We start from the raw sequence: 24,139 nt of genomic DNA, 5'->3' as shown, positions 1-24,139 counted from the left end.
GGGTCTCGGCCTATTTTTCGTCGCGGCGATCGTCGGATCCGTCAAAGAACGTCCGTGCCTCGTCGGTGCCGGCGGATCGGTCAACCTGACCCTCCTCGGCCGTATCACCGGTGCGTGCATGGCCGGCCGGGTAGCGGTCAGCCGACGGCGCCTCGGTGGTCTGCGAGGAAGCGCTCACCCCGGTGGCCGCCGGTGCCTGGGCGGAGTCCTCGTCGGCAGATGCAGCGACGGATCCGTCACCCGACTCAGCCACCCCGGCTTCACTCTTGCGGCCACCGAACAGGTCGGTGCTGCGGTAGATCAGTCCGGCGATCGCTGCGCCAAGCACCGGTGCTACCCAGAACAGCCACAGCTGTTCCAGGGCCCAGCCCTCGGAGAAGATGGCGGCGGCAGTTGACCGGGCGGGGTTCAGCGACCCGTTGGTGATGGGGAGCAGGAAGGTCAGCAGCGCGGCGTAGACCAGCCCGATGGCGAATGGTCCACCGGCGTTGCGCAGCGCACCCGTGGCGGTGCGGGAGGTAGCCCCCAGCACGACAGCGACAAAGATCGCAGTGCCGACCACCTCGGCGAGGAGAGCGCTACTCAGGGCGAACTGGGTGGGCGAATTGTCTGCGAAACCGTTGGCCGAGACGGCGAACAGGGCCTGGACGCTACCGGCAAACTGCTGGTTGGCGCTCAGGAGCAACCAAATGAATACTGCTGCGACAACGCCGCCGACCACCTGCGCCACGATGTAGGGCAGGACCGAGGCCCACGAGGTTTTGCCGGCGATTGCCGAGCCGAGCGTGACCGCCGGGTTGAAGTGACCACCCGACACATAGCCGAACGCGACCATCGCCCCGATCAGCGCCAGGCCGAAGGCGAGAGTCGGTTGGACACCCGTCTGGGTGTTCAGGATGGTGACGCCCAGTCCCGCGAGGACCAGCAGGAACGAGCCTGCCGCTTCGGCGAGGGACCGGGCCACCAGTGGGAAGTCTGTGATCGCGGCTGCGCGCCCGGAGTGTTCCGGATCCGCGTGCAGATCGTGGCTGGGCAGAGATGTCTGCGTCATGGTGAACGTATTCCTTCAAGCTGAGTGGGAGAGTCGAGCTGGGGGTCGACACGATGGTCGGGACCGTACGATCCGGTCGGGCAAACCCATCCAGCGTTCCACTTGTTGCTGGATGCCCGCTGGGAGCGGGCGACGCCGGTGGACGGAGCAGTAGCACCATACCCGACACTAGACTGTTGGGGTGCCTGCTGCCCTCACCTTTCCCGACCGTGTTCATGGCTGTCTGCTGGGCGGTGCTCTCGGCGACGCCCTCGGCTATGCCGTCGAAGAACTCGATCTGCAGTCCATCCGGACAGCCTACGGTCCACCCGGTGTGACCGGCCCCGATGCTTTGCCGGACACCTTCCGGTTTTCCGACAGTACCCAGCTCACGCTGTTTACGGTCGACGGTCTCGTTGATGCCATTCAATGGGCCAACGATGGGGTGGCGGCCGACGAGACCGCCTGCCTGTGGCTGGCCTACCTGCGGTGGCTGGCGACGCAGGGCGAGACGCCGTCGTCGTCGGCGCCTGCTCCCCCGCCCCGCTGGATCGATGCCCAGGAAGTCCTTCAGCACCGCCGCCGGCCCGGCGCGGCGTGCCTCAGCGCACTCCGCAGCGGAGACATGGGCACCCAGGCGCGGCCGCTGAATCCCGACGCCAAAGGCTCCGGCACGGTGATGCGGTCCGCCCCGTTTGGGCTGGTGCCCCATATTCCTGTCGAGGTTGCCGATCGGCTGGCGATGAACGCCGCCGCGCTGACCCACGGTCATCCAACGGCCCAGCACGGCGCTGCAGTGGTCGCCGTGCTGATCCACTCCATCGCGCGCGAGGGGAAGCCGCTCGCTGAGGCGGTGGCCGCCGCCGTCTCCCGGGCAGCCTCTTCGGCAGTACCCGACCTGGTACACCTCCTTGAGACCGCCGTCGAACTGGCTGACGACGGCGGTGTCTCACCTGAGTTGATGACGGCAGCCCTCGGCGGTGGGCGGACAGCTGACGAAGCCCTGGCGATAGCGGTGTATGCGGTGCTGGCAAGCGAGACAGCAGCGGGAGCCGCGGACCACTTCCGCGCTGCGTTATGCCTCGCTGTCAATCATGACGGTGACAGCGACACGACGGGGGCGATCGCCGGCAACATCCTCGGCGCGCTCTACGGAGTGCAGGGGCTACCCGCCACCTGGGTGTCCCTGCTGGAAGGCGCCGAAACCGTCAGCGCGATGGCTCAACTGTTGGTGGACACCACCTCGACCGGCTGAGTGCTCCCTGGGATCGGTCTGGGGCTGATTCTGGAGGTGCGCCCTGCTCTGTTTAGTCTTAGTTCATGGATAACTGGAGTCCCGCTCACCTACCGGATCTGAGCGGCCGCACCGTGGTGGTCACCGGAGGCAACGCCGGGCTCGGCTATTTTGCCTGCGAGCAGCTGGCGGCGGCCGGCGCGAGCGTGGTGATGGCCTCGCGCAATGGGCAGAAGGCCGCGGCGGCCATAGCAGCGATCCGGAGCAGGGTGCCCGACGCGGACATCCAGTCCCAGGAACTCGATCTGGCCCGGCTCGATTCGGTACGGCGGGCCGTGGAGGTGCTCTCTTCACGGGGTCCCCTCGACGCGCTCCTGGCGAATGCCGGAGTTGTGGGCGCGACCGGACGCCAGCACACAGCGGATGGTTTTGAGCTGCAGTTCGGCACCAACCACCTGGGGCATTTTGCCCTCACGGCGGGCCTGCTGCCGGCCCTCACCGCTGCGCGCGGCCGGGTGGTTCATCTGGGCAGCATCAGCCACCGCTGGGTCCGGCTGAACACCGACGACCTGATGCCAGCGAAGTACAATAATCCGCGCTCCTACGCGACGTCGAAACTGGCTGTCATGACCTTCGGTTTCGAACTCGCTGCCCGGCTTCACCTGCTGGGGAGCCCTGTGCAGAGCATCGTGGCCCATCCCGGGCTGGCCCTGGACCTGCTCACCCCACACCGACCCGGCATCGGTGTGGACAACACCCCACCCGCTGTACGACGACGCATGCTGGCACCCATCTCGCACGGCAAGGACACCGGGGCGTGGCCACTGGTTCGGGCGGTGGGTGATCCCGGCGTCGACAATGGTACCTACTGCGGGCCGAGCGGTTGGTTCCAGTTGCGGGGACACCCGACGTCGGTCCCAGCTCACCCGCACGCCCGCGAGCGCAACACTGCTTCCCGGCTGATCGACGCGTCGGAGCAGCTCACCGGGGTCCGGCTCGAACTGTAGATCGGCTGGACCTGAAAAAGGTGAGGGACTGTCGACCGGTCAGGGACTGTCGATGGGCCAGCGGCCCTCGGTCATCTGAAGGAACTCGGCCTCCGAGAGGACTTCGATCCGCTGGCCGCGCTCGTGGAGGTCGAGGACGCGCCGGGCCTTGCCGGTGACGCGGCCGTTACGCAGATCCGAAGCCTCAAAGCCGTCGCCCACCACCAATACTGTGGTGCGCCGGGTAACCGTGCTTGCTGGTTGCGCGCCGAGCCCCGCCGCCCGCTCCTTGGCCTGTGGGCGGGGCATGCCGAGCGTGCCCGTGAACACCACCGTCTGGCCGTAGAGCGGGTTCGCCGGATCGGCCGCGGCATTCGCTGGTGGGTTCACCCTCCTCGGGCCACCCGGAGGGGCCGGTGGGGATCTCCACCGGCCCGCGGGCCAGGGCACCACGCGTCGACTTCGAAACAGCATTGATCCCCGGCACATAGGCATCCTGGATCGAGAGGGGAAGCCGCTGGAGCGCGGCCAACTCTGCCAGCGAGTCCGCACCGTTCAACCTGGCGATGTCAATCATGATGCCGGCACACGCCCTGGCATCCTCAACTGCATCATGGTGGTTGACGAGCGGGACTCCGGCGGCCTCGGCGACGAATGGCAGCGAGTACGAGGGAAGTGAATAGCTGCGCCGGGAGAGCACCACCGTACAGGTGTAGTGGTAGGCCGGACCAGCGATGTTGGACACTTCCTGTCCCGACCGGATGACGCCCAGATCGAAGGCCGCATTATGTGCCACCAGCACGTCGTCGCCAATAAAGGCTCCGATCTCCGGAAAAAGATCCCCAAACCGTGGCTGGGCCGCAACCATCTCCGGGGAGATACCGTGAATCCGGACGTTGCGCCAATCGAAATGGTCGTGCCCCGCTGGCGGGCGCATCAACCAGTGAGCCTCGTCAACGATGATGCCGTCCCGCACCTTGGTCAAGCCCACCGCGCAGGGCGAGCCCCGGAACCCGTTTGCTGTCTCAAAGTCGATTGCTGTGAACTCAATTCCCACCGGGTCAACGCTACGGGTTGAACTGACGGATTTTACCCAACGTTCACCCGCGTGCCGGGAGATACCTGCCACAGTCCCCTACCCTGAGGTATGGGAAAGACACAGTGGTACCTGTTCGACTACGGCATGGTGATCTCCAATGCGCCCACCCCCGAGGACTGGCTGAACCTCGAGGACGCTGCTGGCGCCCAGCTGATGGATCCCGGCTCGCCCTACTGGCAGCACCGCTTGGACTTCGATGCTGGTCTCAAGACCAGCGTCGAGTACTGGTCTCTGGTGACCGGACGCGACGTCACTGAGAGCCGGACGGACCTGCTCGACACGCTGGATGCCAACCAGTGGTCCCACTTCAACCTGGAAACGCTCGATGTCCTTGAGGAACTGAGCAGCCAGGGTGCCCGGCTGGCGCTGCTCTCGAATATGCCGGCCCCGATGGTGGCCCGGTTTGAGCAGGCGGCCTGGACCGGGTACTTCACGAAGAGGTACTTCAGTTCGGCGCTCCAGCTGGTGAAGCCCCAACGGGAAATCTTCGACCACGTGCTACGGGATCTTGGCGCCGAACCACACGAGGTCACTTTCGTTGATGATGCCCCGGTCAACATCGCTGCCGCGCAGGAGCTGGGCATCGACGCACTACTCCATCAGCCGGGGATCGACCTGCAGCGGGAGCTGTTCGCCCCGCGCTGACCTAGGGCACTGCCCGTCGCAGGGTGAGGTAGGACCCGCCCGCCAATGCGAGGCCGACGACGGCCAACCACCCCGCGACGCTCAGCTGGGTCTGGCTACTGAGGAACTGGCCAACCTGTCCCCAGAGTTCCTGGCGAGTGATGTAGTAGACGAGTCCGACCAGCAGGACGGCAGTCCCGATCCCGGTGATCAGGAGTCCCGTGGTCTGCCACCGTTTGTAGATGGTCGCAGCCCAGAAGCCAATCAGGAACAGCGCCATCATCGCCGTGAAATAGAAGACCATCATCGGCAGGCCGGATCCTTCGGCAATCCATTCAAGGGCAAAGAATCTGCCGTTGAGCCCCCACCCGTCAGTTGCTATCTCAATCAGGCCAAGCACGTAATAGAGTGCCGTGGTCACTGCCGCAATGATCGAGAACAATCCGACGGTCCCGAGGAAGAAGGACTTGCGGCTGATGCTCAGTCCCTGGGAGAAGGGGAAGGTCAGGGTGAGCGACTGGATTCCCAGCGCCAGGAAATACCACATGATGGCCTGCGAACCGCCCGAATATTTTGCTCCCTCAAAGGGAATGAAGGACCAGATGACCCAGCTCAACCCGAAGGATCCCAGGAGAATCACCGCTGGAATGCCGATAAAGGTCCATCTGTTGCTGAGCTGCATGCGCATGACGTTGACGACCCGGCTCATGGTGATACCTCCAGCGAGTGGTTGTGCACGGCGTCCAGGTCACCGCTGGTCGCTGCCAGGGTTCGACGGATCACCAGCTGTTGCAGCGAGACCGGAGCGAGTTCCAGGCCCAGCTCTGCGGCCTCGCGTTTCTCCATCGGCGTGAGCACACCGAGGGAAGTCACCGAGGCCAGTGAGGCGAACTTGTCGGTGTGAAGGATTTCCCGGTCGCCCAGAAACGCTTTCACCACGGTTGCGGACCCGACCACCGTGAACGCCGAACCCCTGATGCTCTCGGCGTCGTCGTTCATGATGATGCGGCCTTTGTCGATCACGATCACGTGCTCCAGGAGATTCGCAACCTCATCGATCAAGTGGGAGGAGAGCACTACGGTCCGTGGGTGTAACGCGTAATCCTCAACGAGTCGGTCGTAGAACAGCTGTCTCGCCACGGCGTCCAGACCGAGGTAGGGCTCATCAAAGAACGTCAATTCGGCGCGGGATGCCAGACCGATGATCACTCCGACGGCCGAGAGCTGCCCCCGGGAGAGCTTCTTGATTGATCGCTTGAGGGGCAACTGGAAATCCTCGACCAACCGGTCGGCCAGCCCCTGGTCCCAGTTGGTGAAGAACAACTTCGCCGACCGGAAGGCATGCCTGGGCGTGAACGCATCCGGATACTTTTGCGATTCACGGATGAAGCAGATGCGGCTCAGCACCTGCTCGTTCTCGTAGGGACTCTCACCGAAGACGGCGACTGTCCCGGAGGTTTGAAAACCCTGCGCGGTGAGGATGGACATCAGGGTGGTTTTGCCTGCCCCGTTACGTCCGAGGAGGCCGTAGATTTTCCCAGGCTGCAGGGACAGGCTCACCCCGTCAAGCGCCGTCGAATTCCGGTAGGTCTTGATCAGATCATGTGTCTCGATCACGCTGCTCATGGTGTTCCCCCCGAAACTGATTCGCTGGAGCGGACCATTTCCGCCAGTTCGGAGGAGCTGATTCCCAGCTTCCGAGCCTCTACCGCCAGCGGACGGACGTATTGATCAAAGAAGTGGTCCCGCCGGCGCTGCAGGAGCGCGGCACGGGCACCGGTGGAAACAAACATTCCTATTCCCCGTTGCTTGTAGAGAATGCCTTCGTCCACGAGCCGGTTGACGCCCTTGGCAGCGGTCGCCGGGTTGATGCGATGGAAAGCGGCAAACTCGTTAGTGGATGGAACCTGCGCCTCTTCCGCTAGGGTTCCCTCGACAATCTCGTTTTCGATCTCTTCGGCTATCTGAAGAAAGATGGGCCTACTGTCATCGATCATCGTGGCCCTCCGGTAACCGGTTATGCGGTCAATTGGTTAGTTACTGATGTAACTAACCATACAACCAGATTCAGGCCATGCCAAGCGTTTTTTGGGGAGCCCGTGGTGGCAGAGGGTCAGGCGGGGTCCCGCTCCGCCCGCCTGCGTCGAATCTTCAGGATCCTGCTGACCACAAAGTAGACGAGGAACACGACGACGGCCGCGATCACGATCTTCTGGAACACGTCCGCATAGGCTTCGACAACGTGCCAGTTTTCCCCGAGGTAGAAACCGGCCAGCACGAAGATGGAATTCCAGATGAGGCTTCCTGCGGTGGTAAGGCCGATGAAGATCCAGATCGACATCCGCTCGATGCCCGCCGGGATGGAGACCAGAGATCGAAACAACGGAATCATCCGGCCGAAAAACACTGCCTTGTAACCGTGGCGGTCAAACCAGGCCTCGACGCGGTCCACATCCTCCAGGTCGACCAGAGGAACCCGGGACACGATGGCCCGCATCCGATCGCGTCCCAGCCAGGCGCCCAGCAAGTACAGGATCAACGCACCGACCACTGAACCTACGGTGGTCCAAAAAATGGCTTCGAACAGGGTGAAGCTTCCCCTGCTCGCCGTGAAGCCCGCCAGCGGCAGGATGACTTCGCTGGGCAATGGCGGAAAGAGATTCTCCAGTGCGATCGCCAGACCGGCACCGGGGGCGCCGATGGTTTCCATCATGGAAACCGCCCAGTCGGAGATGGTGTCCAGCACCGACCCGCCGTCGGTCGGGGTGGTCAGCGTGGTCTGTAAGGAAATAGTCATATCCTGACCAATTTTGCCCCACGGACCTGGGCTTTGCTGAGAGCGACGGCGGGTGTCAGCTCAACGCTTCGATCAGGTGGGGCAGCAGAGCCTTGAACGCTGTCGCCCGGTGGCTGATCGAGTTCTTCTCCGCGGGGGTCAGCTCGGCACAACTTACCTGCAGGCCCTGGGGCTGCAGGATCGGGTCGTACCCAAATCCGCCGGACCCGCGGGGTTCGTTGAGCAGGGATCCTCTGAGCTCCCCCAGGGTCACCTGGGCGGTCCCATCCGGAAGCGCTACGGTGGCGGCGCACACGAATGATGCACCGCGCTGTGCCGTCGGAATGTCAGCGAGCTGTGCCAGGAGAAGCTGCAGGTTGGCTTCGTCGTCACCGTGGCGCCCGGACCAGCGTGCCGAGAAGATTCCCGGCGCTCCACCCAGCACGTCGACCGCGAGGCCGGAATCGTCGGCAACTGCCACCAGCCCGGTCACCGCTGCCACCTCCCGTGCCTTGAGCAGGGAATTGGCTTCGAAGGTGGTGCCGCTTTCGACGACGTCGGGAGCGCCAGCCGTCGCAGCGTCAATGACCTGCGTGTCAACGTCAAGACCAGGAACCTGGCCTCGCAGCAGTTCACGGAGCTCCCGGAGCTTGCCCGCGTTGCGGGTGGCAAGCACCAGCCGGGGTGCCGCCGGAGCTGGTCGACCGTTCCCTGTGGGCTCAGACACCGGCACCCTCACCAAGGATGTCGAGCTGGATCTGGGTCAACTGGGAGGTGCCCAGCAGGGCCAGGTCAAGGAGTGCGTCGAGTTCGTCCCGATCGAACGGTGCGCCCTCGGCGGTGCCCTGTACCTCAACGAACTTGCCGCTGCCAGTGACCACCACGTTCATGTCGGTTTCCGCGCGGACGTCCTCGACGTAGGGCAGGTCAAGCATGGGCACGCCGTCGATGATTCCGACGCTGACCGCGGCGACCGTGTCGATGAGGGGCTGCGCCGATGCGGCGATGAGCTTGTTCTCCTTGGCATAGCGGATGGCTTCGGCCAGAGCAACGTAGGCACCCGTGATCGCCGCGGTCCGGGTGCCGCCGTCGGCCTGGAGGACGTCGCAGTCCAGCACAATGGTGGTCTCCCCCAGCGCCTTCGTATCAATGATGGACCGCAGGGACCGCCCGATCAGGCGGGAAATCTCGTGGGTGCGGCCGCCGATCTTGCCCTTGACCGATTCCCGGTCCGACCGGGTGTTGGTGGCGCGTGGCAGCATGGCGTACTCAGCCGTCACCCAGCCCTTGCCCTCGCCTTTGAGCCAGCGGGGTACGCCCTGAGTCAGGGACGCGGTGCAGAGGACACGGGTATTGCCGAATTCGATGAGTGCCGACCCTTCGGCCTGATTGGACCAGCCGCGGGTGATGCTGATGGGTCGGAGCTGGTCCGGGGTTCGGCCGTCCGCCCGGAGGATGGCAGCGATGGGCGAGGACGTGTCTGCTGGAGTCATGGGTTAAGTCTACGGGCCAGCGGAAAAGTGGCCGAGCCGCAGGTGCGCTGTTGGGCAACCGCTCGGGTGCGGGCGCGGCACTATTGTGGGGTCAGATCTCGTAGGACACGCCAGCCACCGCGACAGCGAGATCCCCACGGTAGCTGGTCCTGGCTTCCTCGACGGTCCTGTTGGCGTCATTCCACACCGGGATGTGGGTGAGCAACAACCGGTCCGACGACGCCGCTGCCGCCACCTGCCCGGCGCGTCGGCCGGTAAGGTGGACGCCCTCAATCGCGTCGTCGCGGCCCTCATGGAACGCCGCCTCACACAGGAAGACGTTGGACCCAGTCGCGGCCTCGATCAGGCCGTCGCAGGCATCCGTATCGCCGGAGTAGGTCAGCACCCGGGGCGGATCGCCGGGGTTTTCGCCCGCGACCTCGACCCGTAGGGCATAAGCCTCCTGGACCGGGTGCAGCACCGGGTACGGTGTGACGGTGAAGGGGCCCAGGGTGACCGATCCGCGGGGTTTCCAGATCTGGAAGTCGAAGTCCTCATGCATACCGGGGTCGAGGTCCAGCCCGTAGGCCGTCGCCATCCGGTCGGCGGTACCCTCGGGGCCCCACACCGGGATCCGCGGCCGGTGCCAACCGTTGGGATCCCAGTGCACCGCAACGTGCAGACCGCAAAGATCCATGCAGTGGTCGGGGTGGAGATGGCTGAGGAACACTGCATCGATATCGCGCAGGTCCATGTAACGCTGCAACGCGCCGAGGGCACCGTTGCCCAGATCGAGGAGGATCCGCCAGGTCCGGGTGCCGTCGCCGTCGGGCACCGTCGCGGTCACCAGGTAGCACGACGCCGGCGATTGGGGGCCAGGAAACGACCCGCTGCAGCCCACGATGGTCAGCTTCATGGCTGGAAATTCCCCCTCGCGTCGGCGCGCGCCGTGGCGATCATCTCCGGCGTGATCCGGGCCATGCTTCCGGTGGGATACTGGGCAGCCACATGATCGACGTGTTCCACGCTGAGGACCTCGGGGCCCAGGAACCGGCGTGCCAGCTCGCCGAACCGCTGGGCGTCACCGGTGGCGACGAAGTGATGCCCGGGCTGGGTCTCCCCTAGCCGCTCCAGGTCATGGGAAATCAGCGCACGATAGACATCCTTAGCGGTTTCCTCGGCGCTGGAGACGAGCGTGACCGCATCCCCCATCACATAGGAGATCGCCCCGGTCAGCAGGGGGTAGTGGGTGCACCCAAGAACCAGCGTGTCGACTCCCGCCTCCTTCAGCGGCTGAAGGTACCGCTGCGCGGTCGAGAGGAGTTCGGGACCCGACGTGACCCCCGCCTCGACAAATTCGACGAACTCCGGACAGGCGGCAGAAGTGATGGACAGGTGCGGAGCGGCCGCGAACGTGTCCTCATAGGCACGGGACCCCACCGTGGCTGAGGTGCCGATCACCCCGATCCGACCGCTCCGGGTTGCAGCGACGGCCCGCCGGACCGCTGGCTGGATCACCTCGATCACGGGGATGCCGTAGCGGGCGGTGTAGCGTTCGCGGGCGTCCCGGAGCACGGCCGCCGACGCGGAGTTGCAGGCAATGACCAGGAGTTTGACGCCTGAATCCACCAGTTCATCCATCACGCCCAGCGCATGGGCGCGGACCTTGGCAATGGGCAACGGACCATAGGGGCCGTGAGCGGTGTCGCCGACGTAGAGAATCGACTCGCGTGGGAGCTGATCAATCACGGCGCGCGCGACTGTCAGCCCACCAACGCCCGAATCGAAAATACCGATCGGGGCCTCGGTTCGCTTCACTGCTGAAAATTCGCCCGGGACGGAGGTCATAATCTACCGACCATAAGACCTGTCACCGTGATTAGACGAACCCAACGCCAGTGGAATTAGTCACAGTCTTCGACCACAGCGGCGCGGCATGAACCCTTGGTTACTTGTCTTTCAGCCCAAATAGGGCCTGGACCAGTGACTCCTGAAGCCAGCTCGTAAAGTTGTACACCAGCGCCAGGTAGGTCTCGACGTCGTCCGCGGCGGCGACGTCGTCAATGTCGTGAAGGCGGGCCGCATCCTCATCGGTTTCGATCTTCAGCCGGTCCGCCAGGACCAGCCGGACGTCGTTGAGCGCCCGGGCCAGCAGCCGCGCCTGTTCGGCGGTGAGGGTCAGCGGGCTGGACTCCAACAGCAGGGCACTGCCGCGCAGGGTGCCGATCTTGTCCTCGCGGAGGGACCGTTCGGTCAGCCGGCGGAATTCCAGTGCCTCGTCGTTGTCGTTCCGGACCGCATCGGGCAGCAACCTTCTCACGGCGCTGTCTGAGGGGGTGACCGCGGTGCTATCCACGCCGACCATGGCCGCGAGCGGATCAACATTGGCCGGCTCGGCGGGCTCAAGCAGTTCGATGATGTCCTCGAACAGCTTGCGCAGCAGCTGCCGCTCCCCCGAATCCAGGGTGCCGATGATCCCACGACGGGTTGCCTTGAATGCCTTGGCCAAAAAATCTCCTTAACGCACAGTCTTATCGCACAGTTACCGGGTAGCTCGCCTCAGGGGGCGTCGGACTTCTGGAACGTCGCCCAGAGTCCGTAGGAATGCATGGCCAGCGTGTCCCGCTCGGCCTCTTCCCTGCTGCCGCCAGCGACTACCGACCTACCAGCCTCGTGGACTTCCATCATGAGCTTGTTCGCTTTGGCTTCGCTGTACCCGAAATAGGTCTGGAATACATAGCTGACATAACTCATGAGATTGACCGGGTCATTCCAGACGATCACTACCCAGGGAATATCGCTTGCTGTCAGTAAGTCGGTCTCCGTTTCCTCGAGCCGTTCGGTATCAGGAGCGGTGCCAACAGTCATAGGTCCATTGTAGGACTCAGGTCGGGTGACAATATTCCGGTGGTGTCGGCGCCGAAACGGGTTAGAGTCGTGACTGTGAGCCCCACCAACTCCGCCCCGGTCGTCAGGACCCGGGCCAGCACCGCCCTGTATACGGACCACTACGAGCTGACGATGCTCCAGGCCGCCCTGCATTCCGGGGCTGCGCACCGGAAATCGGTTTTCGAGGCTTTCGCCCGCCGCCTCCCGGAGGGCCGACGCTATGGCGTGGTCGCCGGAACGGGACGCCTGCTGGAGAGCCTCGAAAACTTTCGCTTCGGCGCTGAACAGCTGGATTACTTGTCAGCGGCTGGCGTGGTGGACACCCTCACTCTTGATTGGCTGGCCGACTTCCGCTTCGGCGGGAACGTCTGGGGTTACGCGGAGGGTGAGGCGTACTTCCCGCACTCTCCCATTCTGATCGTGGAGGGAACCTTCGCGGAGGCCTGCATCCTGGAAACCCTGGTGCTCTCCATCCTCAACCATGACAGCGCGATCGCCTCGGCCGCGTCGCGGATGACCGGCGCGGCTGGCAGCCGTCCCTGTATCGAGATGGGGTCGCGCCGCACCCAGGAGGAGGCTGCGGTGGCCGCCGCGCGGGCAGCCATCATTGGGGGCTTCGCCAGCACCTCCAACCTGGAGGCCGGTCGAAGGTATGGCGTGCAGACCGTCGGCACCGCGGCCCACTCCTTCACCCTGCTGCATGACACGGAGCGGGATGCCTTCGCCGCACAGGTCGCCACGCTGGGCGCCGGAACATCGCTGCTCGTGGACACGTACGACGTCGAACGCGGTGTCCGGACCGCCGTCGAGGTCGCTGGACCGGAACTGGGTGCAGTCCGGCTGGACTCCGGGGACCTCGTGGCCCAGGCTCGCTGGGTCCGTCAACTGCTCGATGATCTGGGCAACCACAACACCCGGATTGTGGTGACCTCGGATCTCGACGAGTTTGCCATTGGTTCCCTTGCCTCCGCCCCAGTGGATTCTTATGGCGTCGGCACCTCACTGGTCACCGGTTCGGGCGCCCCGACCGCGGGCCTGGTCTACAAACTGGTGAGCCGGACCGACGACGACGGCGAATTCGTCTCAGTGGCAAAGTCTGCCCTGAACAAGACCTCACGCGGCGGGCGCAAATACGCCCTCCGCCGCCTCAACGACGCGGGCACCGCCACGGCCGAGGTGGTGGGTATTGGCCGCTCGCCCCGCGACGACGGCAATGACCGGCCGCTGCTGCAGCAGTTTGTCAGCGACGGCGACATCCTGCCCGGCTGGACCGGGGCCGCTGGGGTACGCCGCGCCGTTGAACACCACCGGTCATCCATGACCGAGCTGCCGGGCTCGGTCATGCGACTGCAGCGCGGAGAACCCGCCATCCCCACCGAATACGAGGAGGAACCATGACCCGCGCCCTGATCATTGTCGACGTCCAGAACGATTTCTGTGAAGGTGGGTCGCTAGCCGTCGACGGCGGCGCCGATGTCGCCGCCCAGGTCAGCGAACTCATTGACGAGCGGGGCGGCGAATTCGATCACATTGTCGCCACCCAGGACTGGCACATCGACCCTGGAGCCCACTTTTCGGAGACCCCCGACTTCCTTCACTCCTGGCCGGTGCACTGCGTCGCCGACAGCAAGGGATCGAGGTTCCACCCGGATCTGGAGACCGAGAATGTGGAGGCAGTCTTTCGGAAGGGCCAGTTCGAGGCGGCGTATTCAGGCTTTGAAGGCGTCCTCGCCCCCGAGGATGAGGTTCCCACCGGTGAGCAGAAGCTCGGTGCCCTGGATGATCTGACCACCGAGGACCCGGTCACACTCGATGACTGGCTCCGTGAGCGGGAAGTCGATGAGGTGGCAGTGGTCGGCCTCGCCACCGACTTCTGCGTCAAGGCAACCGCCCTGGACGCTGTGGCGGCCGGCTACACCACCTCGGTCCTCGTCCCCTACACCCGCGGGGTCCACTCCGACGGTGTTGCTGCCGCCCTGGAAGAGCTCGAAGACGCCGGCGTCGAACTCATCAACTAGCGTTCACCGCGGTCAACCGGCGCTTCCGGCGGCCGCTCCGCGAATCCAGCCGGGCGGCCGCGAGTCCAGCCGGGCGGCCGGGAGTCCAGCCGGGCGGCTATTTCCTGCCGATGAACCAGTCCTGCAACTTCTTCAGCCGCCGCTGGAGCTGATCCTCGTTGGCCTGCGCCACGGCCGGACCGCCGCAGGCCTTCCGCAGCTCAGTATGCACCACGCCGTGGGGCATACCGGAGCGCGCCGACCAGGCCGATACGTTCTTGGCGAGCTCACCCCGCAGTTCGGTCAGCAGCCGGTGGTCAACAACCAGCGGCTCGGGGGCTGGCGCCACCGCGACGCCCTTGCGTCCCCGCCGGGTCTGTTGTTCCTGCTGGCGTTGGCGCAGCAGCACTCCCACCTGGTCAGCGTCGAGCAACCCGGGAATGCCGAGGAAATCCTGTTCATCCTCGCTGCCCATTTCACCGCCGGTACCGAACTCGCCGCCGTCGAACAATACCCGGTCGAAGGACGCCTGGGATTCCAGCGCCTCGAACTTTTGCTTGGTCAGTTCGTCGGAGGCCTTCTCGGAGCGGTTCGCCTCCTCCATCAACGCTTCCTCGGGGGCGAACCCGTCCTCGTCAGTGGCTGGACGGTCCAGGGCGTGGTCCCGCTCGAGTTCCAGCTGGTTGGCGAGAATCATCAGGTTCGGCACCGAGGGCAGGAAGACCGAGGCGGTCTCTCCCCGGCGTCGGGCACGCACAAAGCGTCCGACGGCCTGGGCGAAGAATAGCGGCGTCGCTGTCGAGGTTGCGTAGACGCCGACGGCGAGCCTCGGCACGTCAACGCCCTCAGATACCATCCGGACCGCCACCATCCAGCGGTGTTCACCGGCCGAGTACTCCTCGATCTTCTCCGACGCCTTGGCATCATCCGAGAGAATCACTATCGGTGATTCACCGGTGATCTTCTTGAGCAGCCCAGCGTAGGCCCGGGCGTCGTCGTGGTCGGTGGCGATCACCATCCCGCCGGCGTCGGACACCGTCCGCCGCACCTCGGAGAGCCGCTTGTCGGCTGCGGCGAGAACCGCCGGGATCCACTCGCCGGTGGGGTTCAGCGCCGTTCGCCAGGCATGAGCGGTGATGTCCTTGGTGACTGACGCTTCGCCGAGCGACGCCGCCATCTCCTCGCCGGCGCTGGTGCGCCACCGCATCTGGCCCGAGTAGGCCATGAAAATGACAGGCCGCACCACGTGGTCCCGCAGGGCTTCGCCGTAGCCGTAGGTGTAGTCGGACTTGGAGCGTCGAATGCCGTCGGCGTCGGCCGCGTACTCCACGAACGGGATGGCGGCGGTGTCCGAACGGAACGGCGTACCGGTGAGTGCCAGGCGGCGGGTCGCGGGCTCGAACGCTTCCCGGATACCGTCGCCCCAGGACAGGGCGTCCCCACCGTGATGGATCTCATCCAGGATGACGAGGGTTCTGGCGGCTTCGGTCTTGGCACGGTGCAGCATCGGTTTGCTGGCCACCTGGGCGTAGGTCACTGCCACACCGATGAAACCCTGGCCATGGCGGCCGTCGGCGTTCCGGAAATTGGGGTCGATCGCCAGGCCGATCCGCGCCGCAGCGTCAGCCCACTGCCGCTTCAGGTGGTCGGTCGGCGCGACGATAGTGATTCGATTGATGGTGCCGCGTTCCACGAGCTCGGTAGCGACGCGCAGTGCAAAAGTGGTTTTACCCGCGCCAGGGGTGGCCACGGCGAGGAAATCCTGCGGGCCGGTAGCAAAGTACTTAGCGAGCGCCTGCTCCTGCCATTGCCGGAGTTTTGGCGCCGTACCCCACGCCGCACGTTCCGGGTAGGCCGGTGGCAGCGATGCACCTGTGGCAGGGGCAACACCAAAGAGCATGTTATTACTCACGCTTAAGAAGAGACCTTTCCATGCCTGTCTGTGTCTGGGTGGGGACTAGCCAGCTCATCGGAGGACCCCAGCACCGCCCTCGAACCGGCAACTATACCGGCAACCGCGAAGAGGCACAGAGCCAGCCAGATCGCAACAAACACGCCCACCTGTCCCGGGTTCGACGGGTCACGTAACAGGGCGAAAAGTCCTCCCGCGATGGTGCTTCCAACCACCCCACCCAGCTGGTCGCTGAGTTGCAGCGAGGAGGAGTTCTTGCCGCGCTCCTGTGCCGGTGAAAGCTTCAGGACCAGCACCGAGGTGCTCGACAGCGTCATGCCCATGGCAAAACCGGCCAGGGTCCACACCAGCACCAGGACCCAGAAAGGCACCATCGGCACTGAAACAAGCGCCAGCCCACCGACACTGATCGACAGCACCGACGCCCCGATGACCAGCAGCCACTGGCGGCGGAAGGTGACCCGAGCCTGCACGAAGGCCCCGGCGCTCCAGCCCAGGGCCCCGGCGCTCAGGGTCAAGCCGGCAGTTGCCGCATCCATGCCCCGTGAGGTGACCAGCATCAGCGGCAGGAACGCCTCGGCACCAAAAAACGCGGCGGTGACCAGACCGCGGGTGGCGATGATGCTCGGCAGCCCGGGTGCCAGGCGCACGGTCCCCTTCGGCAGCAGACGGGGGAAGGTCAGCGCGGCGGCGGCGACCCCCGCCGCGGCAAGGAGCATCAGCGCTACCGACCCGACCGTGTCCCCCAGGCCCTGGGCAGCGAGCCGGTTGATCGCGAACTGGGCGGCCAGAACGCCGCCGGCCAGACCCATCCCGGTGAGCGACCGCCGTCGTCCGTCACCGCGGTTACCGGCACCGGGTTCGGGGATTGCCAGTGACGCAGTTTTCGGCCACACCATGACAAACGCTGCCAGCACAATCGGCACAACCCCAAGAAACACCCAACGCCAGGTGACCTCCTCCGCCAGATAGCCGGCCACGGCAGGGCCAATCAGGGACGGCAGCACCCAGGCAGCCGACAACCACCCGAAGATCACCGGCTGACGGTGCTGGGGGTAGGCTCCACCGATGATGACGTAGACAGCCACCACCATGAAGCCGCCGCCCAGCCCCGAGACTGCCCGGCCCGCCGTCACTTGCCAGAACTCGCCCGCCGCACCTGAGACCAGCAAACCCGCGATCATCAGCATCAGGCCGACGGCGAGCGCGGGCCTGGGACCTACCCTGTCGCACCAGGTACCGGCAATGACCGTACCCAGCAACGACGCTGTCAGGTACATCGAGAAGGCCAACCCGTAACCGGACACCCCACCGAGTTCCTCGACCACCGCCGGCATGGCAGTAGTGACCGCCATCGCCTCGAAAGCGGCGCAGGTGATGATGGAGATGATCCCGATGGTCAGGGGACGCAGGCTGGCTGGTTCCCCGGTAGCGGGGTCTGCCGTATTCGGAGCGGGGCGATCTGTCATGAATCCTTAGTCAACCTGCGACGACGCGGCGCGGTGCCGCGGCGCCACCTAGTTCAGCCGCGCCAGCACCTATTTGTCTTTGTCGTCCTTGCCGGGACGCATTCCGTTGTAGATGTCTTTGCACTCTGGGCAGACCGGAAACTTCTGGGGGTCACGGCCCGGTGTCCAGACCTTGCCGCACAGCGCAATGACCGGGTCCCCGGACAGGGCGGACTCCATGATTTTTTCCTTGCGCACATAGTGGGCGAGGCGTTCGCGATCTCCGGGTTCCAGTTCCTCGCGCAGCTCTTCGCGTTCCAGCGTCGCGGTGGACCCTGATCGTTGCGGGTCGCTCCGGGGGTCGCTGCGGGGGTCATTGTCATAGGGATCTGCAGGCGTACTCATGGTTTCCATCCTATCGTTGCTCGGATCGTTCGGCCTGTCACGGGGTCGGCTAGATTCCCTGCCAGTCAGGCTTGTTCGCGTAAGTATGGCGATAGTAATCGGCCAGTTTCAACCCGGATGCGGCGGCCTCATCGATGAGAACAGTGGTATGAGGATGCATCTGCAGAACGGAGGCCGCGCAGATGGCGGCCACCGGCCCCTCCACAAAGTCGCGGACCGCCCGGGCTTTCTGCGCCCCGGTCGCGATCAGCACCACGTGACGAGCATCCATGATGGTGCCCAGCCCCTGAGTCACCACGTGGTGGGGCACCTCATCAATGCTGTCGAAGAAGCGGGCGTTGTCCTTGCGGGTCTGATCGATCAGGCTCTTGATCCGCGTCCTTGATGCCAGGGAACTGCCCGGTTCATTGAAGCCGATATGTCCGTCCGTCCCTACCCCGAGTAGCTGAAGATCGACTCCCCCGGCCTCCCGGATCGTCTCCTCAAAGGCGGCGCACGCGGCAGGAATGTCGTCTGCGGCGCCGTCGGGGCCATGCACGTTGTCCGGGTGAATATCGATCCGATCCGTGAACTCCCGCCGAATCACCTCCCGGTAGGACTCGGGGTGGCCAACAGGTAGGCCCACATACTCGTCCAGGGCGAAGCCGTGGACGCCAGCGAAGCTCAACGAACCAGTGTGGTGCCGGCGCGCGAGCTCGTCATACACCCCGAGTGGAGAGGAACCGGTGGCGAGGCCCAGCACCGCGTGCGGCTTGCGCCGGACCAGATCCTCGATCGCGTCGGCTGCCACTGCTGCAATTGCCGCGGGATCGTGGAGGATTACTACTTCCATCAGCTGTCCTATCGTCTGAGCTATTTGTTGACGGCCACCGCCTGCAGCAGTTCAGGGGCCCTCCGGTCGTACCACTGTCCGCCCAGCTTCACGCCGCCGATCAGCAGCACGGCGCCCAGGACGCAACCCACTACCAGCGTAAGCCAACCGAAGAGGCTGTTGCCGGTGACATAGTAGGCGATGGCGAGTCCGAGTTCCGGCAGTACCAACACCGTAAGGACCAGCCAGCCAATGATCTGGACGGCGAACATGGAGAACCCCGTTCCCGGCGGCGTTTTCAGCGGGCTCTCACCCGGGAGTGGCACGTTGTAGGTGTACCGTGCCGAGACCACACTGGAGAACCCGATTCCGGTCAGCAGGACACCCGCCGACAGGCCCAGCATCACCGGCAACTGCTCAAGGCTGCCGGAAATCCACAGCGGCCCCACGGTGAAGGCCAGCACTGCGGGGGCAGCGATGACAGCCACTGCCAGGGCTCGGCCCGCCCGGTCTGCCCACCCGCTGACCCCGGTGGAAAGGTGCAGCCAGAACGCCGTGTTGTCATAGGAAATGTCCGCCGAAATGGACCAGGCGAGAAGGAACGCGATGATCGGGCCCACGAAATTCAGCATCGTGAAGTCGCCGGACTGGTAGGCGAAGAACAGCATGAGCAGGGGAACCAACGGGACAATGACGATGGACCCCAGGTAACGGGGGTCCCGTGCCCAGTAGGTCAAGGCACGGGCGGCGACTGCCCCGGTGGGAGTCGCCGGGAACCGGCTGAAGAAGCCCAGGTTGCCTGCCGCTTTGCGGGTCACCGCGTTGTGGGCGGGAGTCACCAACGCCCGGGCCAGGCTGAGCTGCCAGAGCCAAGCCAGCAGGGCGAGGGTAGCGAGGCCGAAGACGAACCGCAGCGCGGCGGTCAGATAGGCGCCGTCGGCCACATCCGCCGGAACCGCCCAGAAGACACCCAGCGGCGTCCATCCCAGGATGGCTGCCAGCTCGCTGGCGAATCCGACCGACTGTTGAAACCCTGCCGCGATCCCGGCGATGATGGGCCCCAGCAGGATGATCGGCACCAGCACCACCATGGAACTGACGTCCTTGAACGTGCGCGACGAGGTCAGCGACGTGACCGCCGTGGCCGCCAACCGCGAGGCGACGACGCACAACAGGGTGGCCAAGATAGCGCACACCAACGCCATGACTGCTGCTGCTGGGTAGAGCCTCCACGTACCCACCTGACCCAGCGCTGCAAACAAGGTGATGATCCCCGGGATGCCGATGATTCCGCCCAGCGCGAGCCCGGCGATCAGTTGCGGCATCGGCACGGCGAAAGTAACGAATCGCGCCGGGTCGAGGGTCATATCGATGCCCGACGAGACCATCGGCACCACAACCCAACCCAGGACGACCACTGACCCGGCAATCACCACGACGTTGCGAATAGTTTCCGGTTCAGCTGTACCGAAGGCGAACAACCCCAGGATCAGGAGGCCCAACATTCCGAGTCCGTACAGGCCGCCCAGGATCACGCCGATCAGGGCCCAGGTGCTGCGTCTGAGGGAGTTCCGGAGGAGGGTGAGTTTGAGCCTTAGGAGGTGCGCAACCATGTCAGTCCCTCCGCGGTGTTGCGTCCGCCCACCAGTTCCACGAACCGGTCCTCGAGACTGGAGTCGCCGCGCACCTCATCGACGGTGCCAGCAGCCAGGACGGTGCCAGCAGCGATCACCGCCACGTGGTCACACATCCGCTGGACCAGGTCCATGACGTGGCTCGAGACGATGACCGAACCGCCGGAGCTGACATAGCTCTTCAGGATGTCGCGGATGTTGGCTGCAGATACCGGGTCCACCGATTCAAACGGCTCATCAAGGACCAGCAGGGACGGCGCGTGGATCAGCGCCGAGGCAAGGGCGATCTTTTTGGTCATGCCAGCCGAGTAATCGACCACCAGGGTGCCGGCGTCGGCCGTCAGATCGAGCGCACGAAGCAGATCCGCGACCCGTTCCGCCACCGTATCGCGGTCCATGCCGCGCAGCAGACCCGCGTAGGTGACCAGCTGTTCACCGGTCAACCGGTCGAACAGCCGCACCCCGTCAGGGAGGATCCCCATCAGCTTTTTCGCTTCGAGCGGGCGCTCCCACACGTCCACTCCGTGCACCCACACCTGACCATGGTCCGGACGCAGCAACCCCGTGGCCATCGACAGCGTCGTGGTCTTACCGGCACCGTTCGGACCGACCAGTCCGTAGAACGAACCGGCGGGGACATCGAGGTCGACGCCGTTCACGGCGATCTTTTCGCCGAACCGTTTGGCGAGTCCCCGGATGACCAGCGCTGGACTGTCAGGAAAAACGGGACCGACGGCTGGCCCCGGGGATAGGGGCATAGATGGTGTACTCATCCCTCAAGGTTAACAACGTCAAGAGCAACCCACCCTCATCCAAAGGGACCAATTACCGCCAACGGACTCCGTCCGTCGGATGAAAAGCTAGAACAGGGCGCGTGCCAATGCCCCTCGCGCCTTGGCGACACGCGGGTCGGCGATCCCGACGACGTCGAACAGGTCAATCAAACGCACCCGGGCAGCTTCACGGGGTTCCCCCGCGGTCCGGCCAATGAAGGAGATGATCCTGGCGAACGCATCCTCGACGTGGCCTCCTGAAAGGTCCAGATCCGCGACGGCGAGCTGGCTCTCCGCCGAGTCGGGCTCGTCCGCTGCGCGCTGCCGGATCGTCTCCGCGTCGACTTCCTTGAGCCGCTGCATCAGTTCCACCTGGGCCAGCCCCGCTTTCGCCTCGGCGTCCGCTGGTTGCTCTGCCAGCGCCTGCCGGTAAGCGGCGGCGGCGGAGAGGTAGTCGCCGGCCTCGATGGCGTCGAAGGCTGCCTGGTGCAGGGGCGGCAGCGGAGGCTCTTCGGGAGCCGCTTCTTCGCCGTCGGCACCTTCCCGCAGCGACCCTGAGACGCCGTTGGAGCCCGCCACCTTCAGCAGTTCGTCAATGAAGGACCGGATCTGGGCTTCGGGCAGTGCACCCTCGAACAGCGGGACCGGCTGACCCTTCAGGACGGCCACCACGGTGGGCACCGTCTGGGCCTGGAAGGCCTGGGCTATCTGGGGTTGCGTCTCGACGTCGACCTTGGCCAGCAACAGCCGCCCGTCATGTTCGACCGTCACCGCTTCCAGCACCGCTGTGACGCGCGCCGATTCCTCGCTCCAGCCGGCCCGCAGGTCCACAATGACCGGAACCTGCGATGACAGCTGAACCAGCTGAGGGAAGCTCTGCTCGGTGACCTCAACGACATACGGACTGCCGGCCGCGGCGTTGACCGCACCGGGGCCCTGGTCAGCAGGAGGTGCCGCAGCGGCAGGAGTCCCGCCCTGCTGGGCGTTCCGCGCGGCGTCGGCTCGTGCCTTCAAAGCCGACAGATCCACGGCTCCGTGCAGGTTCATTGACGACGGCGGGAGGGGCCCGCGGTTGTTTGGAATACTCATGGTTCCGCCTTTCAAGGGTGGTCTCTGGTGGAAGTTACCGAAGTTCGGCGGAGAGCAACTGCTGGGCGGCACCGATGACCCGGATGCGCTCATCGCTGCCGGCCGCCGGCACATACATCATGACCGCTTCGCCGTACCGCACGTCAATGCCCTCGTCTGTCGAGGTCTCGCCGGTGAGGGACTCGTAAACGGTGCCGTCGAGGTCAATCGAATCGCCGGCGCCGCGCGGGACACTGGAATAGGTGTGGTTCAGGTAGCCGAAGACCATCGCGCCGCCATCGCTGGTGGACAGTGCGTGAGTGAATTCCTCCTCGGACTCATGCACGAAGGTGATATCCGCCGAGTCGTTACCCGGATCGGCCACGACGTCGGCCTGGAAGGAGGTGATGGCATCCGCGAAGGAATTCGCCTCGAAGGTTTCGGCATTGTCGCCGTCGGGCTCCGACAGGAAGTCGGCGATCGCGTCCATCGCGGCCTGGGGTGCCAAGGCGAGCTCCCCGGCGTCGTCGACCGGTACTTCGTCTACCCCAGCGGCACCGTCGGAGGCTGGGAAGGTGGTGCCGGGCAGCATCTGGATTGCGGCGCTGAGCTGGTAGTTCGATCGGGGGTCCGCCTGGACCAGGACCAGTGCGTGCGGCACGGGGTTCTCGTCGGACTGGGTCAGGGCGACGACGGTGCGGGGCCAGCTGGTCTCCGCTGAGACCATTGTGGTCAGGACGGGCTCGGCGGCCACCGGGGTGGGCTCCGGGACGTCGCTGGCCTGGGACCTGACGTCGTAGTTGGCGGTCCGGAGCGCAAGGGCGGCCTCCGCGACCCGCGGCTCAAGCAGCTCCGCATCGGATGCCGCGTCACCTTCCGCAACGACAGTCGCCACCGAGGCCAGAATTCGTTCCAGCTGGCTTTCCAGCAGGACCGGTGGGGCCGTTTCGTCGGCCGCTTCGGCAGTTTCGTCGGTCACTTCGGCGGTCGCTGACGCGGTGGAGCTCGGGTCCGAGCTCGGTGCTGGGCTTGGATCGGAGGTGCTGGCGTGGGCCAGCCCGGCACCGGAGACAGTCAGTCCTGCAGCGACGACGGCCACCCCGAAGTATGCTCCACCTGCCCGGTTCGGCTTCTTCCGGGTTTCCAGGCGGCGCTGGTGGGCCCGCGATCCCTCGGCGGCCCGCCGGCTGCGCTTCGGTGTGACAAAGAACAGGGCGATGCCCAGCACAATGGCCAGTGCGCCAATCACGATCAGGGGTACCGCCCAGCCAGTGGTCGCCTCGTTGGGCCAGGTCACCGAGATGTCGGTGGGTGCCGGGTTCTCCCCGTCGGCTGCCAGCAGGATTGACCACTCGCCCTCGGCTGGGTCGAGCCAGCGGTAGGTCACACTGCCGTCGGCGGTTTCCTCGCTGGTCCAGAGGTCGGAGCCGCTGGGATTCGGCACTGTCTCTTCGCCCTCGGTGAAGGTAGTGTCCAGCCCGTCCTCGGCGATCGCGGTCACCCGGAGATGCGCGGCGTCGCCCACCCAGGCGTCGACATCCCCGGCGCGTCCTACTGCGAGAGTGAAGGTACCTTCACTGCGCACCGTAATGTCGACGTCGTCGGCGTCTGCAGCCTTCGCCCCGGCGTCGATCACGGTGACCGGACCGGCTTGGGACCCCGCGGGCACGGAGGCCGTGACGGTTTCCGGCGGGGACCAGAACGTCAGCTGGCCGATGCCCAGGAGCATCAACAGCGCACCGATCACCAAAGCGGGAACTGCAATCTTCAAACGCACTGGAGATACCTATCGTTGCTCGTGCGCAGCACGGCCGCGCGTCATACGCCGCCGGAGGCCCGACGACGCGATGTCTTGTGCAATACCTTGATCTAACGTCCTATCGTAACGAACTTCGGCCGCACGGCGGGATTTCTATGGGGGCGGTCACTATCGGGATGGGCGGGGACCTGGCGCACGACGTCGGACCCGCGGCACCGCGCG

Annotated in this window: 24 protein-coding genes and 1 pseudogene; 5 read left to right on the top strand and 20 right to left on the bottom strand. The window is 65.2% G+C overall.

The genetic code is table 11. The annotated features are described in order from the left end of the window. Positions 1 to 10: 10 nt before the first annotated feature. Positions 11 to 1,051 carry an aquaporin gene (locus ABD059_RS13350; RefSeq protein ID WP_343880824.1) on the bottom strand — a complete coding sequence of 347 codons (1,041 nt, stop codon included), beginning with the start codon at positions 1,049 to 1,051 and terminating at the stop codon, positions 11 to 13. Positions 1,052 to 1,232: 181 nt separating this feature from the next. Here ABD059_RS13350 and ABD059_RS13345 point away from each other — a divergent pair, with 181 nt between their 5' ends. After that, a complete protein-coding gene (locus ABD059_RS13345; RefSeq protein ID WP_343880822.1) occupies positions 1,233 to 2,285 on the top strand; it encodes an ADP-ribosylglycohydrolase family protein in 1,053 nt (350 codons plus the stop codon). Between the two features lie 65 nt (positions 2,286 to 2,350). Further along, positions 2,351 to 3,271, top strand: coding sequence for an SDR family NAD(P)-dependent oxidoreductase (locus ABD059_RS13340; protein WP_343880821.1), 921 nt, complete (start codon positions 2,351 to 2,353; stop codon positions 3,269 to 3,271). 39 nt (positions 3,272 to 3,310) lie between these two features. Here ABD059_RS13340 and ABD059_RS13335 read toward each other — a convergent pair. Continuing rightward, positions 3,311 to 4,307, bottom strand: a pseudogene (locus ABD059_RS13335) (3'-5' exonuclease). 90 nt (positions 4,308 to 4,397) lie between these two features. Between ABD059_RS13335 and ABD059_RS13330 the strand changes: the two are divergent. After that, a complete protein-coding gene (locus ABD059_RS13330) occupies positions 4,398 to 4,994 on the top strand; it encodes an HAD family hydrolase (protein ID WP_343880819.1) in 597 nt (198 codons plus the stop codon). Position 4,995: 1 nt separating this feature from the next. Here ABD059_RS13330 and ABD059_RS13325 read toward each other — a convergent pair whose 3' ends face one another. From ABD059_RS13325 to clpS, 10 genes are all read right to left on the bottom strand, one after another. Next, the gene (locus ABD059_RS13325; RefSeq protein WP_343880817.1) at positions 4,996 to 5,682 is read right to left on the bottom strand and encodes a hypothetical protein; all 687 of its coding nucleotides are present in this window, start codon (positions 5,680 to 5,682) and stop codon (positions 4,996 to 4,998) included. Then, the gene (locus ABD059_RS13320) at positions 5,679 to 6,599 is read right to left on the bottom strand and encodes an ABC transporter ATP-binding protein (RefSeq protein WP_343880815.1); all 921 of its coding nucleotides are present in this window, start codon (positions 6,597 to 6,599) and stop codon (positions 5,679 to 5,681) included. Before ABD059_RS13320 ends, ABD059_RS13325 begins: the two co-directional genes overlap by 4 nt. Further along, positions 6,596 to 6,970, bottom strand: a complete 375-nt coding sequence (locus ABD059_RS13315) for a GntR family transcriptional regulator (protein WP_343880813.1) — start codon at positions 6,968 to 6,970, stop codon at positions 6,596 to 6,598. Before ABD059_RS13315 ends, ABD059_RS13320 begins: the two co-directional genes overlap by 4 nt. A 116-nt stretch (positions 6,971 to 7,086) precedes the next feature. Next, positions 7,087 to 7,770 carry a DedA family protein gene (locus tag ABD059_RS13310; protein WP_343880811.1) on the bottom strand — a complete coding sequence of 228 codons (684 nt, stop codon included), beginning with the start codon at positions 7,768 to 7,770 and terminating at the stop codon, positions 7,087 to 7,089. Positions 7,771 to 7,825: 55 nt separating this feature from the next. Then, the gene (gene rdgB / locus ABD059_RS13305) at positions 7,826 to 8,476 is read right to left on the bottom strand and encodes an RdgB/HAM1 family non-canonical purine NTP pyrophosphatase (RefSeq protein WP_343880809.1); all 651 of its coding nucleotides are present in this window, start codon (positions 8,474 to 8,476) and stop codon (positions 7,826 to 7,828) included. After that, positions 8,469 to 9,242, bottom strand: a complete 774-nt coding sequence (gene rph / locus ABD059_RS13300) for a ribonuclease PH (protein WP_019481205.1) — start codon at positions 9,240 to 9,242, stop codon at positions 8,469 to 8,471. The genes rdgB and rph overlap by 8 nt, the downstream gene beginning before the upstream one ends. A 91-nt stretch (positions 9,243 to 9,333) precedes the next feature. Next, entirely contained in the window at positions 9,334 to 10,137 is an 804-nt protein-coding gene (locus ABD059_RS13295) for an MBL fold metallo-hydrolase (protein ID WP_343880805.1), read from the bottom strand. Then, positions 10,134 to 11,069 (bottom strand): glutamate racemase, encoded by a 936-nt coding sequence (gene murI, locus ABD059_RS13290; protein ID WP_343880803.1) that lies wholly within the window; start codon positions 11,067 to 11,069, stop codon positions 10,134 to 10,136. Before murI ends, ABD059_RS13295 begins: the two co-directional genes overlap by 4 nt. Before the next feature lie 100 nt (positions 11,070 to 11,169). Continuing rightward, positions 11,170 to 11,730, bottom strand: coding sequence for a DUF2017 domain-containing protein (locus ABD059_RS13285; protein ID WP_343880801.1), 561 nt, complete (start codon positions 11,728 to 11,730; stop codon positions 11,170 to 11,172). A gap of 50 nt (positions 11,731 to 11,780) precedes the next feature. Further along, positions 11,781 to 12,089, bottom strand: a complete 309-nt coding sequence (gene clpS / locus ABD059_RS13280; RefSeq protein ID WP_343880799.1) for an ATP-dependent Clp protease adapter ClpS — start codon at positions 12,087 to 12,089, stop codon at positions 11,781 to 11,783. A gap of 69 nt (positions 12,090 to 12,158) precedes the next feature. Here clpS and ABD059_RS13275 point away from each other — a divergent pair, with 69 nt between their 5' ends. Both ABD059_RS13275 and ABD059_RS13270 read left to right on the top strand, forming a co-directional pair. Continuing rightward, on the top strand, positions 12,159 to 13,508 hold the full coding sequence (locus ABD059_RS13275) for a nicotinate phosphoribosyltransferase (RefSeq protein WP_343880797.1): 1,350 nt from the start codon (positions 12,159 to 12,161) through the stop codon (positions 13,506 to 13,508). Beyond that, the gene (locus ABD059_RS13270) at positions 13,505 to 14,128 is read left to right on the top strand and encodes an isochorismatase family protein (protein WP_343880795.1); all 624 of its coding nucleotides are present in this window, start codon (positions 13,505 to 13,507) and stop codon (positions 14,126 to 14,128) included. Before ABD059_RS13275 ends, ABD059_RS13270 begins: the two co-directional genes overlap by 4 nt. Before the next feature lie 97 nt (positions 14,129 to 14,225). Here the strand turns inward: ABD059_RS13270 and ABD059_RS13265 are convergent, their stop codons facing one another. The 8 genes from ABD059_RS13265 to ABD059_RS13230 form a co-directional block, all read right to left on the bottom strand. Continuing rightward, positions 14,226 to 16,007: a DEAD/DEAH box helicase gene (locus ABD059_RS13265; protein ID WP_343881083.1), complete on the bottom strand. Its 1,782-nt coding sequence runs from the start codon at positions 16,005 to 16,007 to the stop codon at positions 14,226 to 14,228. A gap of 14 nt (positions 16,008 to 16,021) precedes the next feature. After that, entirely contained in the window at positions 16,022 to 17,488 is a 1,467-nt protein-coding gene (locus tag ABD059_RS13260; RefSeq protein WP_343880793.1) for an MFS transporter, read from the bottom strand. Positions 17,489 to 17,557: 69 nt separating this feature from the next. After that, positions 17,558 to 17,872 (bottom strand): DUF3039 domain-containing protein, encoded by a 315-nt coding sequence (locus ABD059_RS13255; protein ID WP_019481196.1) that lies wholly within the window; start codon positions 17,870 to 17,872, stop codon positions 17,558 to 17,560. Between the two features lie 49 nt (positions 17,873 to 17,921). Continuing rightward, entirely contained in the window at positions 17,922 to 18,704 is a 783-nt protein-coding gene (gene nagB, locus ABD059_RS13250; RefSeq protein ID WP_343880791.1) for a glucosamine-6-phosphate deaminase, read from the bottom strand. A 20-nt stretch (positions 18,705 to 18,724) separates the two neighbouring features. Further along, positions 18,725 to 20,296 carry a transporter gene (locus tag ABD059_RS13245; RefSeq protein WP_343880790.1) on the bottom strand — a complete coding sequence of 524 codons (1,572 nt, stop codon included), beginning with the start codon at positions 20,294 to 20,296 and terminating at the stop codon, positions 18,725 to 18,727. Next, positions 20,278 to 21,090 (bottom strand): ABC transporter ATP-binding protein, encoded by an 813-nt coding sequence (locus ABD059_RS13240; RefSeq protein ID WP_377959670.1) that lies wholly within the window; start codon positions 21,088 to 21,090, stop codon positions 20,278 to 20,280. Before ABD059_RS13240 ends, ABD059_RS13245 begins: the two co-directional genes overlap by 19 nt. 87 nt (positions 21,091 to 21,177) lie before the next feature. Beyond that, a complete protein-coding gene (locus ABD059_RS13235; RefSeq protein ID WP_343880789.1) occupies positions 21,178 to 22,179 on the bottom strand; it encodes a tetratricopeptide repeat protein in 1,002 nt (333 codons plus the stop codon). A 34-nt stretch (positions 22,180 to 22,213) separates the two neighbouring features. Further along, a complete protein-coding gene (locus ABD059_RS13230) occupies positions 22,214 to 23,935 on the bottom strand; it encodes a DUF8094 domain-containing protein (RefSeq protein ID WP_343880786.1) in 1,722 nt (573 codons plus the stop codon). Positions 23,936 to 24,139: the final 204 nt, after the last annotated feature.

This window comes from Arthrobacter flavus, assembly GCF_039526005.1.
Lineage (GTDB): Bacteria > Actinomycetota > Actinomycetes > Actinomycetales > Micrococcaceae > Arthrobacter_D > Arthrobacter_D flavus.
This window is presented reverse-complemented; position numbering and strand designations above follow the sequence as displayed.